Genomic DNA, 18,241 nt, shown 5'->3' with positions numbered 1-18,241 from the left:
TTGCGATCAGGCTGATTGCAACGGCAGCGTCAGCACGAACTCGGCGCCACTCGTGCAGGGCTCGCAGGTCAGGTCGCCGTGATGGGCTCGCGCGAGGCCGCGAGCGATGGTGAGGCCGAGGCCCGAGCCGCCGCTGTCGCGATCACGAGCTTCCTGCAGGCGGACGAGTCGGGTGAAGATGCGTTCGCGTTCCGCATCGGGGATGCCGGGGCCTGTATCGGTGACGGTCACTGCGGCTTCCGTTGCCGTAGTGGAGACTTCGACGACGATCCGACCACCGGACGGCGTGTGTCGCAACGCGTTGTTGAGCAGATTCCGCAGCACTCGACCGATCCGGTCCGGATCGACGGTCACCGGCGCGGTGTCGATGCCCGTCCGTTCGATGGTCAGATCGGTGACCAGCAGCTTCGCCCGCTCCACCTCGTTGTCGGCGATCCGCACAAGGTCTGTGGCGACGGTGTTCGGTGGCAGATCGCTGTCGATGCGGGCGAGTTCGAGCATGTCGGCGACCAGTCGCGCCGCCTGACCGGACTCGGTGACCAGCAGCTCGGTGAATCGGGCGCGGCGCTCGGGACGGGTTCCGTCGTCCCTGGCCAGAGTCTCCGCGATGTTCTGTATTCCGGCTACCGGCGTGCGCAGTTCGTGCGCCGCGTCGGACAGAAAGCGGCGGGTGTCGGCCTCTGCGAGGCGGGCGGCCTCAGCGGCGTCGCGCTCGCGTGTCTCGGCGTGCTCGAGCGCGTCGAGCATGCCGTCGAATGCGGATGCCGATTGTCCGAGGTCGCTGGAACTGCGGTCCGGACGCAGTCGTCGTCCCCGATCACCCGCGGTGATCTGCCGCGCGACCGCTGTCATTGCCTGCAACGGTCGGAGCGCCTGTCCGATCGAGATGTAGAGAACGACGCCCGCGACCGCGAGGGTTGCAACGGCGGCGGCAATCATGACCTCGCGCAATTCTTTTCGCACATCGGCGATTTGAGCAGTATCGCCGAGCAGTGTGACGGACGATCCGTTCGGAAGGTCGCGCGTGACGATCGTCGGTGCCGCATCCGGCGGGCCCGGTGGCGGGCACGGGGGAGCCGGTGGGATTGGACCGTTGCCCGGCGCCGGCGGCGGTGGTGGACAGGCGTCGGGCGTCGACGGCACGCCGGGGTCGCCGTACGACTGTCCGTCGGCGGTAGTCACTCGAACTCGGATGCCCGGCCCGTTCAGCGCCGATACGAGTTGCTCTGGCGTGGTGCCACTTTCGGCCAACGACGTCGCCCGCTGGATCCGATCCGCGATGCGCGCGTCGAGGTCTTTGCGAAGCTGAGCGCCCAACGCCACGTCGACAGCAATGCCCACCAACACCAGCAGCAGCGCGAACAGCCCGAGCACGGTCAGCGTTACTCGACGACGAAGTGATGGAGTGTGCGTGCTCATTGCTCGGCTCGCAACGTGTAACCGATACCGCGCACCGTATGGATCAGCCGCGGGCCGTGAACTTCCAGCTTTCGACGCAATGCGCTGACATACACCTCGACGAGGTTCGGGTCGTACGCGTCATAGCCCCACACAGCTGTCAGGATCTGGGTCTTGCTCATCGCTCGTCCACGCTGAGCGACCAAGAACGCCAACACTTTCAACTCGGTCGCGGTGAGGTCGAGGACGGCGCCCGCTCGGCTCGCGGTACCCGCTGCCCGATCGACGACCAGGTCGCCCACCTGGGTCGCGCTGGGTGAGCGACCCCGACGCCGCAGCACGGCACCGACCCTCGACACCAGCTCGTCGAGCAGGAACGGCTTGACGACGTAATCGTCCGCGCCACCGTCCAAGCCACGCAGCCGATCGACCAATTCATCTCGGGCCGTGAGCATCACGATCCCGGCGTCGCAACTACCGCGAACCACGTCGATCAAGGTGAAGCCGTCGCGTTCACCAGGCAACATCACGTCGAGTATCACCAGATCGGGACGAAACGCGTCGATCTGGTCCTCGAGCCCGGAGCCGTCGGCTCGGCCCGTCGATGCGTAGCCGGAATCGGTGAGGGCGGCAACGACGGTCTCGCGAATGGCCGCGGAATCTTCCACGACCAAGACGCGGGGCTGGTTTCGACGTTCCATGACTCCCAACTCACTCTGCCCACCTGAGGCGAACCTGAAGAGTTCGCCGGTGCGACCGGAGTCTTCAGGTGAGCTTCAGGATTGCACGCAAACGTCGGTCAAGACACAACAATCACATCGAAGGGATTGCCATGAACGACAACGATGCTGGTACCGAACCGATGCCAACCCAGCCGAGCGAGCCGGTTGCCGCAGGACGCCCCCGTCGCGGTAAGCGCGCATTCGGCGCGGTGAAGAGCCGAGGGCCGCTGATCGGCGTCGGTCTCGCAGGCGCACTGATCGGCGGTGTGCTGGTCGCGGCGGTTATCGGTGGACCGTCGGAGAAGTCGACGGCCTACAGCACGGTCGGTGCTCCGACGACGTCCGCGCCGGCGACCCCGTCCGCTCCGCAGCAGCAGAGTTCGGGTTCGCAGCAGCAGCCTCCGACGGATCAGAACGGCGCGCCAGCCGCGCCGCCCGCACCTGTGGGACCACCTCCGCCCGGGGGTCCCGGATGCCCGCCGCCTCCGCCTGCGGGTGGCGCACGTCCTGCACCGCCCGCGCCTCCTGCTGCTCCGCAGGGTACGCCTGCCGCTCCAGAGCAGGGAGCGCCGCCTGCCCCGCCCGCCTAGCTACCGCTCGTCAGGCGACGGCCCGACGTGCGTAGGCGCGCACGTCGGCGTCGTTGTCTGCCAACGCCGTCGCCAGTGCATCTCGCGCCGAGTCATTGTCGGACCAATTGCTCAACGACAGCACCGCGGCCTTGCGCACGTCGAGATGCGGATCGGACAGCGCCGTAGCCAGGGCAGGGACCGCACTCGAGGGTGTGGCGCCTGCCAGGCCTCGTGCCGCACCTTGCCTTACCTGCCAGGCAGATTCGGTCAGGGCTTTGCTCAGCACCACCGCGTCGTCGTCGGTGGCGCCGAGTCCGGCGAACGCCGTGAGGGCCGCGGCGCGGACAAGAGGGTCACGGTCGTCGACCAGGGTGCGCGCGGTGTCGGCACCGCCGGTGCCGATCGTCGCGAGTCCGTGTGCGACGGCAACCCGGACTTCGCGGTTGTCGTCGCCGGCAGCCGACGCGACGGCTTCCCAATCGTCGACCGAGACCAGTGCACGCACGGCTTCGATGCGGACGCGGTGGTCGGGGTCGGTGATCGAGCGAGCGAACAAGTCGGCACCGCCCGCGTACAATGCACGCAGCAGGTCGATGACGGTCGCCCGCACCGATGCGTCGCTCGAATCGATATGGGCGACAATGCCGTCCGCTGATGGCAGTACCTCGACCAGTTCGCGCAAGCCTTCGGTCGCTGCTCGTCGAACCGACACATCCGCGTCACCCAATGCCGCCACCAGCGGCACCGCGAACCCATCCGGGGTGCCTTCGGTCAGCACCGACAGCGCCGTAGTCCGGACCTGTGCGTCCTCGTCGGTGAGGTACGACGCGAGTTCCTCGGTGTCGGGGGAGTCCAAGCCGAGTACCTCGACGATGCGCGGCGACGACGGCTCGGTGCGCGCCACCGGCTGCAGACGGCTGAGTTCCTCCGCAGGTGCGCGGCCGCCGACCAGATCCGGCTGGTGCACGTGGTGCGACGACTGATCGGCAGGCGGCAGATCGTCGAGACCCGGAACCGGAACGAAATACGGTGCGACAGGCCGCTTCACGAACTCCATCTCGCCGTCGGCGTTCTTGCTGAGGTTGAGGTGGTAGCGCCACTCCACGTCGTCACGCTCGGGTAGGTCAGCGCGCTCGTGGTAGAGGCCCCAACGTGATTCGGTCCGGGTCAGCGATGACCGCGACGCCATCTCGGCGCAGTCCCGGATGAACGAGACTTCCACAGTGCGCATCAACTCGTGCGGAGTGGTGGCGCCCATCTTGGCGATCTCGTCGCGCATCCGCTCGAACGTCTCGACCGCGATGGACAGCTTGGTGGCAGTCTTCGGCGGTGCGACATAATCGTTGACGAAGCGGCGCAGCTTGTACTCGACCTGCGGCTGCGGGGGACCGTCGGGATGTTGCAGCGGACGGTAGATCAGCTCGTGAGCTTCCTTCAGCTGGTCTTCCGGGAGTGATTCCGGCGCAGCGACATCCGGCAGCGTCGACGAAGCGTCCGCGCCTGCCAGGTCGCCGTAGACGAACGCGCCGATCATGTAGTTGTGCGGTACGCAAGCCAGGTCGCCCGCGGCATACAGGCCGGGGACCGTGGTGCGGGCTTTCTCGTCCACCCACACGCCTGACGCGGAATGCCCACTGCACAAACCGATCTCGGAGATGTGCATCTCGATGTCGTGCGTGCGGTAATCGTGGCCGCGGTTGGCGTGGAAGGTGCCACGCGTCGGACGCTCGGTGGTGTGCAGGATGCTTTCGAGAGTGTCCAGAGTTTCGTTCGGTAGATGCGATACCTTGAGATATATGGGGCCGCGGGCGGATTCGATCTCCGCCTTGACCTCACTCATCATCGCGCCGGACCAATAGTCGGAGTCGACGAAGCGCTCACCTTGCGCGTTGACCTGGTAGCCGCCGAACGGGTTCGCAACGTACGCGCACGCCGGACCGTTGTAGTCCTTGATCAGCGGGTTGATCTGGAAGCATTCGATGCCGCTGAGTTCGGCACCTGCGTGGTAGGCCATCGAGTAGCCGTCACCCGCGTTGGTGGGGTTCTCGTAGGTGCCGTACAAATAGCCCGACGCGGGAAGCCCCAGGCGGCCGCACGGGCCGGTGGCGAGGATGACGGCCTTGGCGCCGACGGCGACGAATTCGCCTGTCCGCGTGTTCAATGCAGCGGCACCGACGGCTCGGCCGTTCTCGGTGAGGACCCGCACCGGCATCAACCGGTTCTCGATTCGGATCTTCTCGCGCATCTTGCGCTGCCGCAGTACGCGGTACAGCGCCTTCTTCACGTCCTTGCCCTCGGGCATCGGCAGCACGTACGAGCCGGAGCGGTGCACACGGCGGACGGCGTACTCGCCGTACTCGTCCTTCTCGAACTTGACGCCGTAACGCTCGAGCCGTTGCACCATCGCGAAGCCGCGCGTCGCGGTCTGATACACGGTGCGCTGGTTGACGATTCCGTCGTTGGCGCGAGTGATCTCGGCGACGTAGTCCTCAGGCTCGGCCTTACCGGGAATGACGGCGTTGTTGACGCCGTCCATGCCCATCGCGAGGGCACCCGAGTGGCGGACGTGTGCCTTCTCCAGCAACAGGACGTTTGCGCCGTTCTCGGCGGCGGTCAGTGCGGCCATCGTTCCCGCGGTTCCGCCGCCGATCACCAGGACGTCGCAATCGAGACGGACGGTGTCGGCCAATTCGGGGGCTTGCATCAATTCTCCAGTGCAGTAAGGATTTCGGCCCTTGTCGTGGTGCGGTCGACCGATTCACGAGGGCTGGGTACATCGAGGAGTGCGCGCAGCGGCTGGCCCGCGCGGCCGAGCACGGCGACGCGGTCGCCGAGGAGCAGGGCCTCGTCGACATCGTGTGTCACGAAGACGAGGGTGGTCGGGTGGGTGCTCCACGTGTCGATGAGCAAGCGCTGCACGGTCGCTCGGGTCTGGGTGTCGAGGGCGCCGAACGGCTCGTCCATCATCACCGCACGAGGTGCGCCTGCGAGACCGCGCGCCAATTGCACGCGCTGGCGCATACCACCCGATAGATTCTTCGGGAAATAGTCACCGAATCCGGTCAACCCGACCTCGTCGATCCAACGGTCGGCGGCGGCGCGACGACCGGTCTTCGGCTCGCCGCGAAGCTTCAGCGCCAGTTCGATGTTGGAGCGGACCGAACGCCAGGGTAGTAGTGCGTTGTCCTGAAACACGACAGCGCGGTCGCGGGAGGTGGTGGTGACCGTGTCGCCGTCCGCCGTGATGCGGCCGGAGTCGGGTGCAAGTAGGCCTGCCAATGCACGGAGTACCGTCGACTTTCCGCAGCCCGACGGTCCGGTCAACACCAGGATCTCGCCCGGACGCACGTCGAGCGACAGACCTGCGATGACCGGAGTTCCGGTGTAGGACAAGGTGACGTCGTCGAGTCGCAGGCTCATGCCCGCGGCAACACGTGTGCTTTTCAAAGTGCTGGTCATCGCGCGTTCTCCTCGGCGCGGGGCAGCCAGCGGGTGACACGGCGACCGAGAATTTCGACGGCGGCCGAGGTGGCGAAGCCCAGCACTCCGATGGTGATGATGCCGACGAAGACACCCGGGTAATCGACGATCGTGTACGCCTGCCAGGTGCGGTAGCCGACACCGAGCCTGCCGGAGATCATCTCCGCCGAGATCACGCAGATCCAGGACACTCCGATGCCGACCGACAGCCCACCGAACACGCCGGGGAGGCTGCCGGGCAGCACGACTCGCAGCAGCACGTCCCATCGACTACCGCCGAGCGTACGGACGGAGTCTTCCCACAGGGTCGGCAGGGCGCGCACTGCGTGGCGGGTACTGACCATGATCGGGAAGTAGGCGGCGAGGAACGTGATGAACACGATTCCGGCTTCGTCGTTGGGGAACAACAGGATTGCGACCGGCACCACCGCGATGGCCGGGATGGGTCTGGCCAACTCGGTGAGTGGACCGAGTATGTCCGCGAACAGGCGCGAGCGACCCAACGCGATACCGCTCGCGACGCCGACCAGTGCTGCGAGACCGAATCCGGTGAGGATGCGGATCAACGACTGAGCGAGGTCCAGGTAGTAGGTGTCGGTACCGAGCTGACGGCCGAACGCTGAGAGGATCTCGGTGACCGTAGGTAGCGTGTCGAAGCGCAACCAAAGTCGGACGTTGTTCGCGGTGAGCAACTGCCAGGCGCCGATGGCGACGAGCACGGACGCCAGTTTGATTGCGCGGGAACGCCAGACGTGGGTATTCCTGCTGCGGACTGCCGGGGTTGCCTCCGCGACGGACTCGGTCACCGGCGCCGACAGCACGGCGGTCATTGCCGAACCTCCGAGACTGCCTGCTCGTAGGACACCGTGGTTCCCGTCGGATGTGCTTGGTGGTAGCGCTGTGCTGCGGCGGTCGTGGTGAAGGGTAGGAAGGTGTCGCCGTCGCGTACCCAGATGGCCTTGTCGGCGAACCAGCGGGTGCCGAGCTCGGCGTCGGGCACATAGGCGGCCTTGACCTTCTTGCCGTCGGCCTGCGCCGCTTTCACCGCACGCAGAAGCGACGTCGGGTCGGCCTCGGGCACCGTCTTGTCGGCGCCGTCGAACCAGATGTCACCGGCTAGCGCCGGATTCGTCGTGCCCGGCACCGCCGTGGGGTTGGCAGTGTTGGCGAGGTCGGTGTCGTAGTTGCCCTGTCCCACTTCGCTGTACGCCTTGCGTAGCGGCTCGTCGTTGACGAACTTGTCGATGTCGAGATCGGCGAAGTCACCGATCGACTTCAGGTAAGCAACGTCGCCCTTGAACGCGGTGATCAGGCTCGGCTTCAGTGTGGTGTCGAACGAGGTGCCACCGGGACCGTTGTAGAGGTAGACGACCTCGGCAGGCAAGCCGGAACCGTCGGCGACCAGCTTGGCTGCTTCGAGCGGCTGCTGCTGGATGAACGTCGTCGCGTCGAGTTGCGCCTGTAGGAACGCGTCGAGCACCTCGGGATGTGCACTGGAGTACGACTTGCGGGCGACGACCCCATGGAACGTCGGGACGTTCAGCTCGGCACCGTCGTAGAGCAGCTTCGCCTTGTTCTCGAACACCAGCAGTCCGGGCCATGCCACGAACTGCGAAAGTGCCTTCACCTGGCCAGATTCCAGCGCCGATGCGCCGACCTGCGGTTGCTGGTTGAGCACTTCGACGCCGGTTTTCGGGTCGATACCGGCACGGCTCAGCGCCTGGACGAGAGTGCCGTGGCCGGCGGAGCCCACGCTCGCCGAGACCTTTTGGCCCTTCAGGTCATCGATCGATGTTGCCGTCGAATCAGGCGGCACCACAACCATATTGAGCGCGCCCTTGGGGTTGTAACCGGTGATCGAGACGAGCTGGGTCTGCGCAGCCTCGACGGATTGGGTGCGAGATCCGTTGATCAGCAACGGGTAGTCGCCCATCGAACCGATGTCGATCTTCTGGGCGACCATCTGCGCGGTGATGGGAGCGCCGGTGTCGTAGTCCTGCCACTCCACCGAGTACTTGGTTCCGGTCTTGTCGGTGACCTTCTGCAGGCGCTGCTCGAGATAGCCCTTGGCCTTGAGAAGCGTTCCGGCAGTGACGGTGTTGATGGTCTTCGACTGGTAGCCGATGACGACCTTGACGGTGCCGTCGGCAGTATCGGTTTGTTCGAGCGAGCACCCTGCGGCGGTCAGGGACAACGCGGTCGCCAATACGAGTGGGGCGATGATTCGTTTCATGAAAGGGGTCCTCAACGCAGGAGATACGGCATGTTGACGGTGACGGCCCCGGTGGGGCAGCGGGCGGCACATGGCCCGCAGTACCAACATTCGTCGACATGCATGAAGGCTTTGCCGTTGTCCGGGTTGATCGCGAGCGAGTCGAGTGGGCAGATTTCGACGCAGAGGGTGCAGCCCTCGATGCACAGTGATTCGTCGATGGTGACGGGCACGTCGGCCCGCTGATTGACCAATGCCATCAGGTGATCTCCCAGTTCAGTGGATCGCGAGTGAGGCTGCCGCGCATGGTGATTCGGTCACCGCGCATGCGGATGTATTCGAGGTCGACGGGTCGGCCGTCTTCCAACTTGGTGAGGCGCTCCATCATCAGCAGTGCTGCACCCTCAGGGACTTCCAAAGTCGCCGCGGAGTGCGCGTCCGCTGTGATCGCTTCCAGCGCAAGGTCTGCCGACCCGAGCGGTCCGCCGCTGATCTGCTCGATGAGGGCGAAGACGTCGTTGGATTCCAGGTCGCGCGTGATGAGCTCGTCGCCGATGTCGGGGGAGAGATAGGTGAGGTCGAGGCTCAGTGGAATGTCGCCGAGGTAGCGCAGCCGTTCGATGTAGACGGCCTGCTCGCCGGGGGAGAGCTGGAGTCGACGGGCCACTGCAGGCGGTGCGGTGATACGCATAGCGGCTCGAACTTCGTTGCGGACGTCGCCGTGCCCTTTGAGGGTTTCCTTCAGGCCGAGCAGCGCATCGAGCCCGTGGTCGTACCGGCGTTGAGCAACGTGCGTGCCGACCTTGGGTGCTCGGTCGATGAGCCCTTGATCTTTCAGTAGCGCTAGTGCGTCGCGGATGGTGTTGCGTGAGACGTCGAACTCGGCGGCCAACGCAGACTCGGTGGGGAGGGTCGACTCGAATGTGCGAGCAAGAATTTGGTGTCGCATCACGTCGGCCACTTGACGTGCTTGGTCGGCACGCGGGCGTCGAATCGGTGTGGGCTCGGCGGCCATCGGGTTCCCCTTTCGTGCGCTGACCTGGTCGGAGAGTCACGGTAATGGGGTTGCGAGCTGCTGAAATCCACCCTCGAACGTGGCTCTGGCGGGATCGGATCAATGCGCCGGCTAAAGATGCGGCTCTACCTGCGGAAAGGATGGAGGCGGCGGCCAATACGCCACCTTGCGGTGCGAAGGCCGGGTTTCGATCACGCTGATTCGAAGCGGCCTCACTAGGATCGGAGCATGATCATCGTTGCCGGATATCTCCGGGTCGACCCAGCTCAGCGTGCCGCATATCTGGATACCTGCGTCGAGGTGATGCGGCAGGCCCGCGCCACCGAGGGCTGCTTCGACTTCGGTCTCTCGGCTGATCTTCTGGAGCCCGACCGAATCAATATCTATGAACGATGGGCCACGCGCGAAGCGCTCGACACGTTCCGAGGTAGTGGTACCGACGAAGAGCAGGGCGCCCAGATTCTCGGTGCGGATGTGCGGGAGTTCTTCTACGAGAAAGAAGTCGCGCTCTAGCCCTCTGGTTGTAGGTTGCGTTGCCACCAGAGGGTGATGTGCCGACCGTGTGGTCGTTGATGCACTGATCGGGTGATCAGAACTCAGCGTCCGATATGGCCCGCAATCGGCGTGTACTTATTGGCCACGTTTCTGGTGTCCGGGGTACTTCTCGTACTGCAAGGCGTACTGGGTGTCGACAACGAGATCATCTCCATCGTCCAGTTCGCGCCGAGCGTGGCATTGCTGGCGTTGATTCCGCTGTTTCGATCGGGTGTTCCGGTGAACGTCGGCTTCGGACGGGCGAGGGGCGTGTGCGCACGGCTGTCAGCGGTCGTTGCCGCGAATGTAGCCATGTTCGGAGGCTGTATTGCTCTGTTCGCAGTGCTCGGCGACGATGTCATGGTCACTCGGCCTGCCGATCTCGCCGAGCCGTTTCTGGTGATACTGGTCTTTCAGTTCATCGGGGCGTGCGGCGAAGAGTTGGGCTGGCGTTGTTTCCTGCAGCCGTACCTGCAGACTCGGTATTCGCTGGTGGTGTCGGCCGTACTGGTCGGGTTGATGTGGGGTGTGTGGCACATCCAGTACTTTGCTTTCGGCCCGCTGGTCGTGGCCGGGTTCCTGGTCTCGACGGTGTCGATGTCGCTGATCATGGCTGCACTGATCGAGCGTGCGCCTGGTGGGAATCTGTTGATCGCCGGGACATTCCACTGGTTGATCAACATCGGGCTGCTGCTGTTGATGAACGAAGAAGACGGTAAGGCGTTACCGATGATCGTCTTCGCGGTGATGTGTGCAGCGGTCGCGGCAGTTACCCTCGCGGTCCGGCGCTCTAGCGTCACGCTGACGCGAACGGGTGGCCTGTCGAGAACCTTTGGATAGGTTGGGTCAATGGATCTGGGACTGGACGGCAAGCGGGCAATCGTCACTGGCGGCAGCAAAGGCATCGGTTTGGCAATTGCGCGTGGACTTGCGGCAGAAGGTGTCGACGTCGTACTCGCTGCGCGTGACGCGGAGGTGCTGGACCGTGCCGCCACAGCGCTCGCTCAGGAGACCGGACGCAAGGTGATCGGAATCCCCACCGATACCGGCGACGACGAGGCCGTCAAAGCTCTTGTGGCACAGACTGTCGAGGAACTCGGCGGCGTCGATATCCTGGTCAACTCGGCAGCCACCCCGTGGAGTGCAGGAGCGCCAACGGATTTCGCATCCACGACCGATGACATCGTCCGTCGGGAGGTCGAGATCAAAGTTCTCGGCTACCTGCGGACGGCCCGCGCGGTGGCACCCCATCTGGTCGATCAGGGGTGGGGCCGGATCATCAACATCAGCGGTCTCGGTGCGCGCACGGCGAATTCGATCGCACAGACCATCCGCAACGTCAGTGTCTCGGCGCTCACGAAGAACCTTGCGGACGAGTTGGGGCCCAAGGGAATCAACGTCTCCGTCGTACACCCAGGCATCACCCGAACCGAAAGATTCACCGACCGTCTGACCGCCCAATCTGCGGACGAGGGCAAGTCGGTCGAGGAGCTGGAGGCCGGTATCGTCCGCAACTCCATTCGCCGAATCATCGATGCCAGTGAGGTCGCCGACGTCGTGACGTTCCTGGCTTCACCGCGCAGTATCGCGATCACGGGTGACGCCATCGCAGCAGGCGGCGGCGTACCTGGGGCTGTCTATTACTGAAATCCGCAGAGTCACAGCCCGAGAAAGTCTTTCAAGTACATATCGACAGTGGCCATTGTCGAACGGCTCGCGAATCCTGCGGATGCCGAAATCCGCACCCTCGCGACTGCGCGCGGTTGTTCGACGATCGCCCAACTCGGTTGATTCAATCCTGCCTCGTCGCCTAGACGTACATGGTTCGGCCAACCTCGATCGACTGTCGTGATGGGCACAACGATTGCAAGTGTGGTGACGACGTCCAAGTAGTGGTCGCTCGACACAACCAGTGCAGGTCGGTGTCCTGATTGCTCGCGGCCGAGCGTTGGGTCGAAATCGATCCAGACAACGGACCCTCGGGACAGCTCTGTCGGCGCATGCCGGCTCACTGTGTGGCATCTGGTTCGAGGCGAGACCAGTGCCGCAACTCGGCCTCGTACGCGGCGATGGATGCCGGAGGGGTTGCCTCGATTGCCTCCTTGATGGCGGCGAAGCGTGCCTCTCGCTCACTCAGCGCGACAAGGTCTTCCAACAGTTTGCCGATGGTTACTCCTTTTCGAACGGCCTCGACCTTCAACCGGTCTCGGATGGAGGCGTCCACCTTGATCGTCGTCATAGGCATACCTAAAGTATGCCTAGATGGGATACTCGATGCAACCGTCATGACGCCACCTGCATGACGATCGGTGTATTCATTGCGGCTTCGAGGTTGGGCAGTACGCCACTCAACCGCCAGCAGAAGTTGTGGACTTCTTCAGCTGAGAACATGGCGCGCTCCGACAGAATGCCGTTGCACAGCAGAGAAATTCGGTGAGGTACCACTCGGCTTCGCCGTCGAGTGCAGCGCGAACGCCTACGTAGCTACTCGGCAACAGCTCGCTCGCTGCAGGGGAGCCGCGCTCGCCGGTGACAGCAAGGCCGCGCAGCAGGGTGACGAGCTGTTCGTTCTCGCGCATGTACGACCAGATCTCGATCAGCTCCGAAATGCGGACGTCGCCGATTTCGGCTACCTCGTTCTGGATGATGTCGAGAACGTGGTCCGGGGCCCACCAGGGCTCATCGGGCGCCATCGACCTGGAGTCGACCACCGAACTCCAGATGCCGAAAGCTTGCAAACGCATCTCCGGATCGAGCCGATCGATGACTGACGTCGAGACCAGCAGTGCTGCCACGGCGTGCACAAGAACGCCCGATAGACCCCGGTGAATGTCCGGACCGTCCTCTGCGGGTCCGAAGTCCGACATCTTCATCATCGCGCGCCATGCCGACGACTTGCCCTGGGGACCGCGAATCGATTTCACCAAGCTGACCGCGAGTGCTTCGGCATTCCAGGCGGCCGGCGTCCGGCTGACCGCGGCGGCGTACGAATAGCTGGTGCCCAGCGTTGCCCGGGTGCTCATCGATCGTTCACAGTCGAGACTGCGGAGAACCACGTCGGCAAGCATCTCCGGCGTGCACTGGGAAACCATGTATGCGCGCGCCTCGACCAACGGGGTCAGCGGACCATAGGACTGATCGCACGAAAACGACGCGTCGATATCGGGAAGGCGAAACCCTCTGAGCCCCTGGCGATTCGGGGCGGACGCTGTCAGCATGTCCCCGAGCTCCCAGCGCCATCGCGCCTCCTCGCGTTCGCTCAGATCCGCGAGCGGAACTATCTCCACCGGAACCAACTCGGCAGCGATCGGAATGACCGAAGCGGAGGAGTCGGCGCGATAGGCCTTCACCTCGGTCGGCTCGGTGGGAGTACCCGGTGTCCAGAGGATTGTGGTGGTGCCGTGGTCGTACTTCTCGATGAACGAGCGGCCGGGCTCCAGCTTGCCCTCGACGAGCCTGCGCGCGAAGCGATTCAATTGCGCACCGCAGTCGCGGGAACTCAACGTCCACGGCGCATCGGTGACGTCCTGGCGCGGCGTCGCATCGATGCGGAGCTCCGGAAATCCACGATCTGCGAGGCCGATCGTGTAGGCGAAGTCGTTCGAGAGCGAGTCCGGATCGAAGACGAACTGCACCGTCCAGAAGACGTCGCTGGATATTGATTCGCGTGCGGGCTGCTCGAACATGTGTTCCCCTCCTGGTTGATGTTGCCAGGGTAACGAGGGGGTCCGACAGGAAGGAAAAGCCTGCTCAATGCACTGTTCCCCGGCACCTTGCGGCACCGGGGAACAGTTTCTAGAGAAGCTCAGGTTGAGGAATTAACCTCAGAGCGGACGAACGCCGGTGGCCTGCGGGCCCTTGGCGCCCTGGCCGACCTCGAACTCGACCTTCTGGTTCTCCTCCAGGGTGCGGAAGCCGCTGTCCTGGATTTCGGAGTAGTGGACGAAAACGTCAGCCGATCCATCAGCGGGAGCGATGAAGCCGAAGCCCTTTTCCGCGTTGAACCACTTAACAGTGCCCTGTGTCATGCGTTTTATTTCTTTCTGTACCAGTTGCAATGGACGGCTCTTACTGTCCATCGGGCCGGCTGAAGTCGCAGCGCCTCGATTGGGCTTCCGGGAAGTTACTTCCAAGTGTTCCGAACGCGTGCTGGACGACCGCAACAATGATCCTGAGCACGTAAATGAACGAACACAAAAACTACGACCGCCTACAAGTAAAGCACACTAAGTAACTACGCGCAGGGGGACCAACATCTCTGCTTGCGTCAGCGACCCATGGTGTCCGATCATTCGAGATTGCAGCGGCTCGGCGCCGCTTCGGATAACCGCACTGGATCCTGTCGGTACAGCGATGACATCGCCGATTCGGTCTGCGCTGCGCGTCGTCACCGAAGGTCCGAACCAGCCGCGCGACACCGCGTCGTCGCGTGACACGACCATGAACTCGTTGCCCAATTCGGAGCGCCACGCTTGCACGACGTCGTGCGTGGCTCCGTCCGTCGTATAGGCGTGGCGGGCGCGAGGTTCGCCGCCGAGCCGTGCGACCCCGTGCTGCAGCACCGATTCCGAGTCGAAGTCCACTGGTTCGACGATCTCGACCATGCCGTGGTCGGCAGTGACGATCAGCGCGCCGTCGGGTGGCAGTCGATCCGCAAGCAGTCGGGCCATCGAATCGACCTGGGCCAGTTCGAGGGCCCACGCATCCGAGTTCGGTCCGCGTGCGTGTCCGGTCAGATCGAGTTCGCCGTGATACGCGTAGACCAGCGACTTCGAGCCTTCGCGCATCGCCTTGGCCGCGCCGTCGACAAGATCGCCCATCGAGAAGTTCGGGCGAAAGTTGCCGCCGCGCAACGCGGCTCGTGTCAGACCGGATTGCGCTTGGTACGGCGGGCACACTCGGGTGACCGCAATGCCGGCGTCGACGGCGCGCTCGAATATTGTGGGGCCCGGCTGAAACTCTTCCGGTACAACCTCTTTCAAGAGGTCTACGTGCGGGCCTTGCCCGTGCAACCGCCACTTGAGCGGGTTCATCAATCGCTTCTGCCCCGGAACAGCAAGAAGATAGCCGACAACACCGTGCTCACCCGGCGGGACACCGGTGCCGAGCGAGCCGAGGCTGGCGGCGGTGGTGCTGGGAAATCCGGCCGTGAGCGTTCTCGAGGCTGCGCCGGTCAGGAACGGTGCCTCGTCGGGATGGGCCGCAAGCAGGTCCGCGCCCATGCCGTCGACCAGCAGCACGCAGACCCGATCGATCCCCGCCAAGCCCAGGCCGACCCGATCGGTTTCGCCTGGCACGCCCAGCACAGCGAGAACGGACGGCATCAAGTCTGCAAGGGCGGTGTCGCCATAGCGGGGAGTAATCAGCATGGGCAGCGCTACTGCGCGGGTATCTCGGGCGGGTCGAGGACGGGCCGGACCTCGACGAAATTCACCGCCGCGTCAGGAATACGCGCAGCGATTGCCGTGGCCTCATCGACATCTGCGCACTCGACCACGTAGAAGCCGGCCAGGTGTTCTTTGGACTCGATGTATGGACCGTCGGTGGTGGCAATCGCCCCCGCTCGAACCCGAACCGTCGTTGTCTCGCGGGGATCGGACAGACCGTGGCCGCCGGCGTACTTGCCCGCGTCCTCGAGCTCCTTCTTCAACGCGGCATGGCCGCGGCCCAGCGCAATGCGTTCGTCGTGAGAGAGCGCCGCCCAACTCTCGGCATTGCTGTAGATGAGCATCATGTACTTCACCTCTCCAGACTCACACCGATCGGCGATTTTGTCACCGATGTCGAGAACGAAGAATCGGCTTCGACGTCCCACCTGTAAGAGCGAAAACAATCGAGGAGGTCACGATGACGCCACCTATCGGCAGCATCCTGTTGGGCACGACCGATCCGGAGCGGCTTCGAGCCTGGTACAGCACCGCGTTGGGCGCTGTTGCTCGTGACGACGGCTTCATCATGTTCGGGGAGGTCGGGCTTCTGATCGACGGCCGCGACGACGTCGCTGCGTCCACAACGGAACCCGGCCGGGTGATCGTCAACTTTCACGTCGACGACGCCCGGGCGCTCGAACAACACCTCGACGCCATCGGCGCAACCTGGTTGTCGAGGCTGGCGGAGCGCGACTACGGCATGTTGTTCGGAACGCTGATCGACCCGGACGGCAACTATGTCCAGATCATCGAGCTGGGCAGCGAATACAACGAAATGCTACGAAACAAGGAGAGCGATCATGTTCGGTAACAGCAAGGCGTTCAGTGGGTTTGCGGTCGACGACGTCGACGCCGCCAAGAAGTTCTACGGCGACACACTGGGATTGGGCGTAGACGACGGCGAGATGGGCAACGTAGCGGTGCAGCTCCCGAACGGTGCGAACATCTTGGTCTACCCGAAGGAAAACCATGTTCCAGCGACGTTCACGATTCTGAACTTCACGGTCGACAACATCGACGAGGCTGTCGATCAGCTCGCCGCGAAAGGCGTACAGACCCTGCGGTACGACGGATTTCCGCAGGACGAGCGTGGCGTGATGCGCGGCAAGAAGAACAACTACGGACCCGACATCGCCTGGTTCACCGACCCCGCCGGAAACGTGCTCGCAGTGATCGAAGAGTAGGGCCCAGCGATATCCGGTGTGATCAACTTGGCGGGTGAACCCAGACCGCCATCTCGACGACCTGCTGCGTGAGCTGACACCGCACGTATTGGGCGCTCTGGTTCGGCGTTACGGGCATTTCGACATGGCCGAAGACGCGGTGCAGGAGGCGTTGCTCGCGGCATCGATGCAGTGGCCCGACGAGGGCTTGCCGTCGAATCCCCGGGGCTGGTTGATCACCGTCGCGTCGCGTCGCTTGACCGATCTGTTTCGCAGCGACGAGGCGCGACGCAACCGTGAACTGGGCGTCGCGGCACTGGAACCGGAGGTGGTCGCACCTGCCGTCGACGAGTCGGATACGGCCGACGAAGACGACACGCTCACGCTCCTGTTTCTGTGCTGCCATCCGGCGCTGAGTACGTCGTCGCAGGTTGCGCTGACACTGCGTGCGGTCGGCGGCCTCTCCACAGGGCAGATCGCGATGGCGTTCCTGGTGCCGGAAGCCACTATGGCGCAACGCATCAGCAGATCCAAGCGGCAGGTGAAGCAAGCAGGCGCGCGCTTTCGGATGCCGCAGGGTGACGAGTGGAACGACAGGCTCGGCGCGGCCCTGCACGTGCTCTACCTGATCTTCAACGAGGGCTACACGGCTACGTCTGGTGACGACCTGCACCGGCCCGATCTCACCGCCGAGTCGATCCGATTGACCCGCAACGTATATCGCCAACTGCCGAAAGACGGCGAGGTGGCCGGTCTACTCGCGCTCATGTTGTTGACCGATGCACGAAGTGCGGCGCGTTCCGGCACCGACGGCTCGTTGATTCCGCTCGAGGAACAGGATCGGACCTTGTGGGATGCGAAGGCGATCGCCGAGGGCGTCGCGATAGTGAGTGCAGCACTGTCGGAATCACCGCTCGGCCCCTACCAGGTGCAGGCCGCGATCTCGGCGCTGCACGACGAGGCAGACTCTGCCGCAACCACCGACTGGCCGCAGATCGTTGCGCTCTACGAATTGCTGGAACAGGTCGCGCCGGGGCCGATGGTGACGCTCAATCATGCTGTCGCCGTGGCAATGGTCGACGGCCCGCACGCCGGACTCGACCTGCTCGCCACCCTCGACGGTGATCAGCGGCTCGCCGAGCATCATCGGCTCAGTGCGGTCCGCGCACATCTTCTCGAGCTGGCGGGGGAGCACGACAAAGCACGCGAGCAATATTTGGAAGCAGCACATCGAACGACGAGTGTGCCGGAGCACCGATATCTGCTCGGTAAGGCGAACCGCTTGGCGTGACTGCCCATTTGTCCAAGCGGTAGTGCAGCCCCGAGCACACACTGGGTACATGACAACCACCGTGCGCCGCATACTTCCCGACTTGCAAACGGAAGATGTCGTTGCGGCCAAACAGTTCTACACATCCGTTCTCGGGCTCGAAGTGGTGATGGACCTGCAATGGGTCGCGATGCTGGCGAGTCCCGATAGCCCGACAGCGCAGCTCAATCTGATGGTCGACGACGCCTCGTCCGCGGTTTCGCCGGCTATCTCCGCAGAGGTCGACGACGTGGACTCCGTGTTCGACGCTGCCACCGCTGCCGGTAGCGAGATCGTGTACCCACTGACGGACGAGCCGTGGGGTGTACGACGATTCTTCGTTCGCGACCCTGACGGCCGAGTTGTGAACGTGCTCAGCCATTCCTGATCTTCACCGCGCGTCCACG

Annotated in this window: 22 protein-coding genes; 8 read left to right on the top strand and 14 right to left on the bottom strand. The window is 64.0% G+C overall.

Going from position 1 to position 18,241, the window contains the following annotated elements; genetic code table 11:
• Positions 1 to 6 precede the first annotated feature (6 nt).
• Positions 7 to 1,419 (bottom strand): HAMP domain-containing sensor histidine kinase, encoded by a 1,413-nt coding sequence (locus tag FOY51_RS12215; protein WP_149430521.1) that lies wholly within the window; start codon positions 1,417 to 1,419, stop codon positions 7 to 9.
• Positions 1,416 to 2,099, bottom strand: a complete 684-nt coding sequence (locus tag FOY51_RS12210; RefSeq protein ID WP_149430520.1) for a response regulator transcription factor — start codon at positions 2,097 to 2,099, stop codon at positions 1,416 to 1,418. The genes FOY51_RS12215 and FOY51_RS12210 overlap by 4 nt, the downstream gene beginning before the upstream one ends.
• Positions 2,100 to 2,230: 131 nt before the next feature.
• On the opposite strand from FOY51_RS12210, the gene FOY51_RS12205 reads away from it, so the two are divergent.
• Positions 2,231 to 2,710, top strand: a complete 480-nt coding sequence (locus tag FOY51_RS12205; RefSeq protein ID WP_149430519.1) for a hypothetical protein — start codon at positions 2,231 to 2,233, stop codon at positions 2,708 to 2,710.
• Positions 2,711 to 2,720: 10 nt separating this feature from the next.
• On the opposite strand, the gene FOY51_RS12200 is transcribed toward FOY51_RS12205, so the two are convergent.
• The 6 genes from FOY51_RS12200 to FOY51_RS12175 are packed head-to-tail and all read right to left on the bottom strand — an operon-like array spanning position 2,721 to position 9,399.
• Positions 2,721 to 5,396, bottom strand: a complete 2,676-nt coding sequence (locus FOY51_RS12200; protein ID WP_149430518.1) for a fumarate reductase/succinate dehydrogenase flavoprotein subunit — start codon at positions 5,394 to 5,396, stop codon at positions 2,721 to 2,723.
• A complete protein-coding gene (locus FOY51_RS12195) occupies positions 5,396 to 6,151 on the bottom strand; it encodes an ABC transporter ATP-binding protein (protein WP_149430517.1) in 756 nt (251 codons plus the stop codon). The genes FOY51_RS12200 and FOY51_RS12195 overlap by 1 nt, the downstream gene beginning before the upstream one ends.
• Positions 6,148 to 7,002 (bottom strand): ABC transporter permease, encoded by an 855-nt coding sequence (locus FOY51_RS12190; RefSeq protein ID WP_149430516.1) that lies wholly within the window; start codon positions 7,000 to 7,002, stop codon positions 6,148 to 6,150. The genes FOY51_RS12195 and FOY51_RS12190 overlap by 4 nt, the downstream gene beginning before the upstream one ends.
• A complete protein-coding gene (locus FOY51_RS12185) occupies positions 6,999 to 8,405 on the bottom strand; it encodes an ABC transporter substrate-binding protein (RefSeq protein WP_149430515.1) in 1,407 nt (468 codons plus the stop codon). The genes FOY51_RS12190 and FOY51_RS12185 overlap by 4 nt, the downstream gene beginning before the upstream one ends.
• Before the next feature lie 11 nt (positions 8,406 to 8,416).
• Complete coding sequence (locus FOY51_RS12180) at positions 8,417 to 8,644, bottom strand: 4Fe-4S dicluster domain-containing protein (RefSeq protein WP_068016491.1); 228 nt, start codon at positions 8,642 to 8,644, stop codon at positions 8,417 to 8,419.
• A complete protein-coding gene (locus FOY51_RS12175; protein ID WP_149430514.1) occupies positions 8,644 to 9,399 on the bottom strand; it encodes a GntR family transcriptional regulator in 756 nt (251 codons plus the stop codon). The genes FOY51_RS12180 and FOY51_RS12175 overlap by 1 nt, the downstream gene beginning before the upstream one ends.
• A gap of 228 nt (positions 9,400 to 9,627) precedes the next feature.
• Between FOY51_RS12175 and FOY51_RS12170 the strand changes: the two genes are divergently transcribed.
• The 3 genes from FOY51_RS12170 to FOY51_RS12160 all read left to right on the top strand — a co-directional run bounded on the left by FOY51_RS12170 (position 9,628) and on the right by FOY51_RS12160 (position 11,580).
• The gene (locus FOY51_RS12170) at positions 9,628 to 9,912 is read left to right on the top strand and encodes a putative quinol monooxygenase (protein ID WP_149430513.1); all 285 of its coding nucleotides are present in this window, start codon (positions 9,628 to 9,630) and stop codon (positions 9,910 to 9,912) included.
• A gap of 72 nt (positions 9,913 to 9,984) precedes the next feature.
• Complete coding sequence (locus FOY51_RS12165; RefSeq protein ID WP_149430512.1) at positions 9,985 to 10,773, top strand: CPBP family intramembrane glutamic endopeptidase; 789 nt, start codon at positions 9,985 to 9,987, stop codon at positions 10,771 to 10,773.
• 9 nt (positions 10,774 to 10,782) lie between these two features.
• Positions 10,783 to 11,580 (top strand): SDR family NAD(P)-dependent oxidoreductase, encoded by a 798-nt coding sequence (locus FOY51_RS12160; RefSeq protein ID WP_149430511.1) that lies wholly within the window; start codon positions 10,783 to 10,785, stop codon positions 11,578 to 11,580.
• A gap of 11 nt (positions 11,581 to 11,591) precedes the next feature.
• Here the strand turns inward: FOY51_RS12160 and FOY51_RS12155 are convergent, their stop codons facing one another.
• The 6 genes from FOY51_RS12155 to FOY51_RS12130 all read right to left on the bottom strand — a co-directional run bounded on the left by FOY51_RS12155 (position 11,592) and on the right by FOY51_RS12130 (position 15,667).
• Positions 11,592 to 11,945 carry a type II toxin-antitoxin system PemK/MazF family toxin gene (locus FOY51_RS12155; RefSeq protein WP_149430510.1) on the bottom strand — a complete coding sequence of 118 codons (354 nt, stop codon included), beginning with the start codon at positions 11,943 to 11,945 and terminating at the stop codon, positions 11,592 to 11,594.
• The gene (locus FOY51_RS12150; protein WP_149430509.1) at positions 11,942 to 12,178 is read right to left on the bottom strand and encodes a hypothetical protein; all 237 of its coding nucleotides are present in this window, start codon (positions 12,176 to 12,178) and stop codon (positions 11,942 to 11,944) included. Before FOY51_RS12150 ends, FOY51_RS12155 begins: the two co-directional genes overlap by 4 nt.
• Positions 12,179 to 12,281: 103 nt before the next feature.
• A complete protein-coding gene (locus FOY51_RS12145) occupies positions 12,282 to 13,619 on the bottom strand; it encodes a hypothetical protein (RefSeq protein ID WP_149430508.1) in 1,338 nt (445 codons plus the stop codon).
• A gap of 138 nt (positions 13,620 to 13,757) precedes the next feature.
• A complete protein-coding gene (locus FOY51_RS12140; RefSeq protein ID WP_149430507.1) occupies positions 13,758 to 13,961 on the bottom strand; it encodes a cold-shock protein in 204 nt (67 codons plus the stop codon).
• 198 nt (positions 13,962 to 14,159) lie between these two features.
• Entirely contained in the window at positions 14,160 to 15,302 is a 1,143-nt protein-coding gene (locus FOY51_RS12135; RefSeq protein WP_187776283.1) for an alkaline phosphatase family protein, read from the bottom strand.
• A gap of 8 nt (positions 15,303 to 15,310) precedes the next feature.
• Positions 15,311 to 15,667 carry a YciI family protein gene (locus FOY51_RS12130; protein WP_214633092.1) on the bottom strand — a complete coding sequence of 119 codons (357 nt, stop codon included), beginning with the start codon at positions 15,665 to 15,667 and terminating at the stop codon, positions 15,311 to 15,313.
• A 113-nt stretch (positions 15,668 to 15,780) separates the two neighbouring features.
• Between FOY51_RS12130 and FOY51_RS12125 the strand changes: the two genes are divergently transcribed.
• The 4 genes from FOY51_RS12125 to FOY51_RS12110 are packed head-to-tail and all read left to right on the top strand — an operon-like array spanning position 15,781 to position 18,222.
• Positions 15,781 to 16,173, top strand: a complete 393-nt coding sequence (locus FOY51_RS12125) for a VOC family protein (protein ID WP_149430505.1) — start codon at positions 15,781 to 15,783, stop codon at positions 16,171 to 16,173.
• A complete protein-coding gene (locus FOY51_RS12120) occupies positions 16,163 to 16,546 on the top strand; it encodes a VOC family protein (RefSeq protein ID WP_149430504.1) in 384 nt (127 codons plus the stop codon). The genes FOY51_RS12125 and FOY51_RS12120 overlap by 11 nt, the downstream gene beginning before the upstream one ends.
• A 34-nt stretch (positions 16,547 to 16,580) precedes the next feature.
• The gene (locus tag FOY51_RS12115) at positions 16,581 to 17,816 is read left to right on the top strand and encodes an RNA polymerase sigma factor (protein ID WP_149430503.1); all 1,236 of its coding nucleotides are present in this window, start codon (positions 16,581 to 16,583) and stop codon (positions 17,814 to 17,816) included.
• Between the two features lie 49 nt (positions 17,817 to 17,865).
• Positions 17,866 to 18,222 carry a VOC family protein gene (locus tag FOY51_RS12110; protein WP_149430502.1) on the top strand — a complete coding sequence of 119 codons (357 nt, stop codon included), beginning with the start codon at positions 17,866 to 17,868 and terminating at the stop codon, positions 18,220 to 18,222.
• Positions 18,223 to 18,241: the final 19 nt, after the last annotated feature.

The organism is Antrihabitans cavernicola, assembly GCF_008297975.1.
Lineage (GTDB): Bacteria > Actinomycetota > Actinomycetes > Mycobacteriales > Mycobacteriaceae > Antrihabitans > Antrihabitans cavernicola.
The sequence above is the reverse complement of the archived record's forward strand: the minus strand, read 5'-3'. Positions and strand labels throughout refer to the sequence as shown.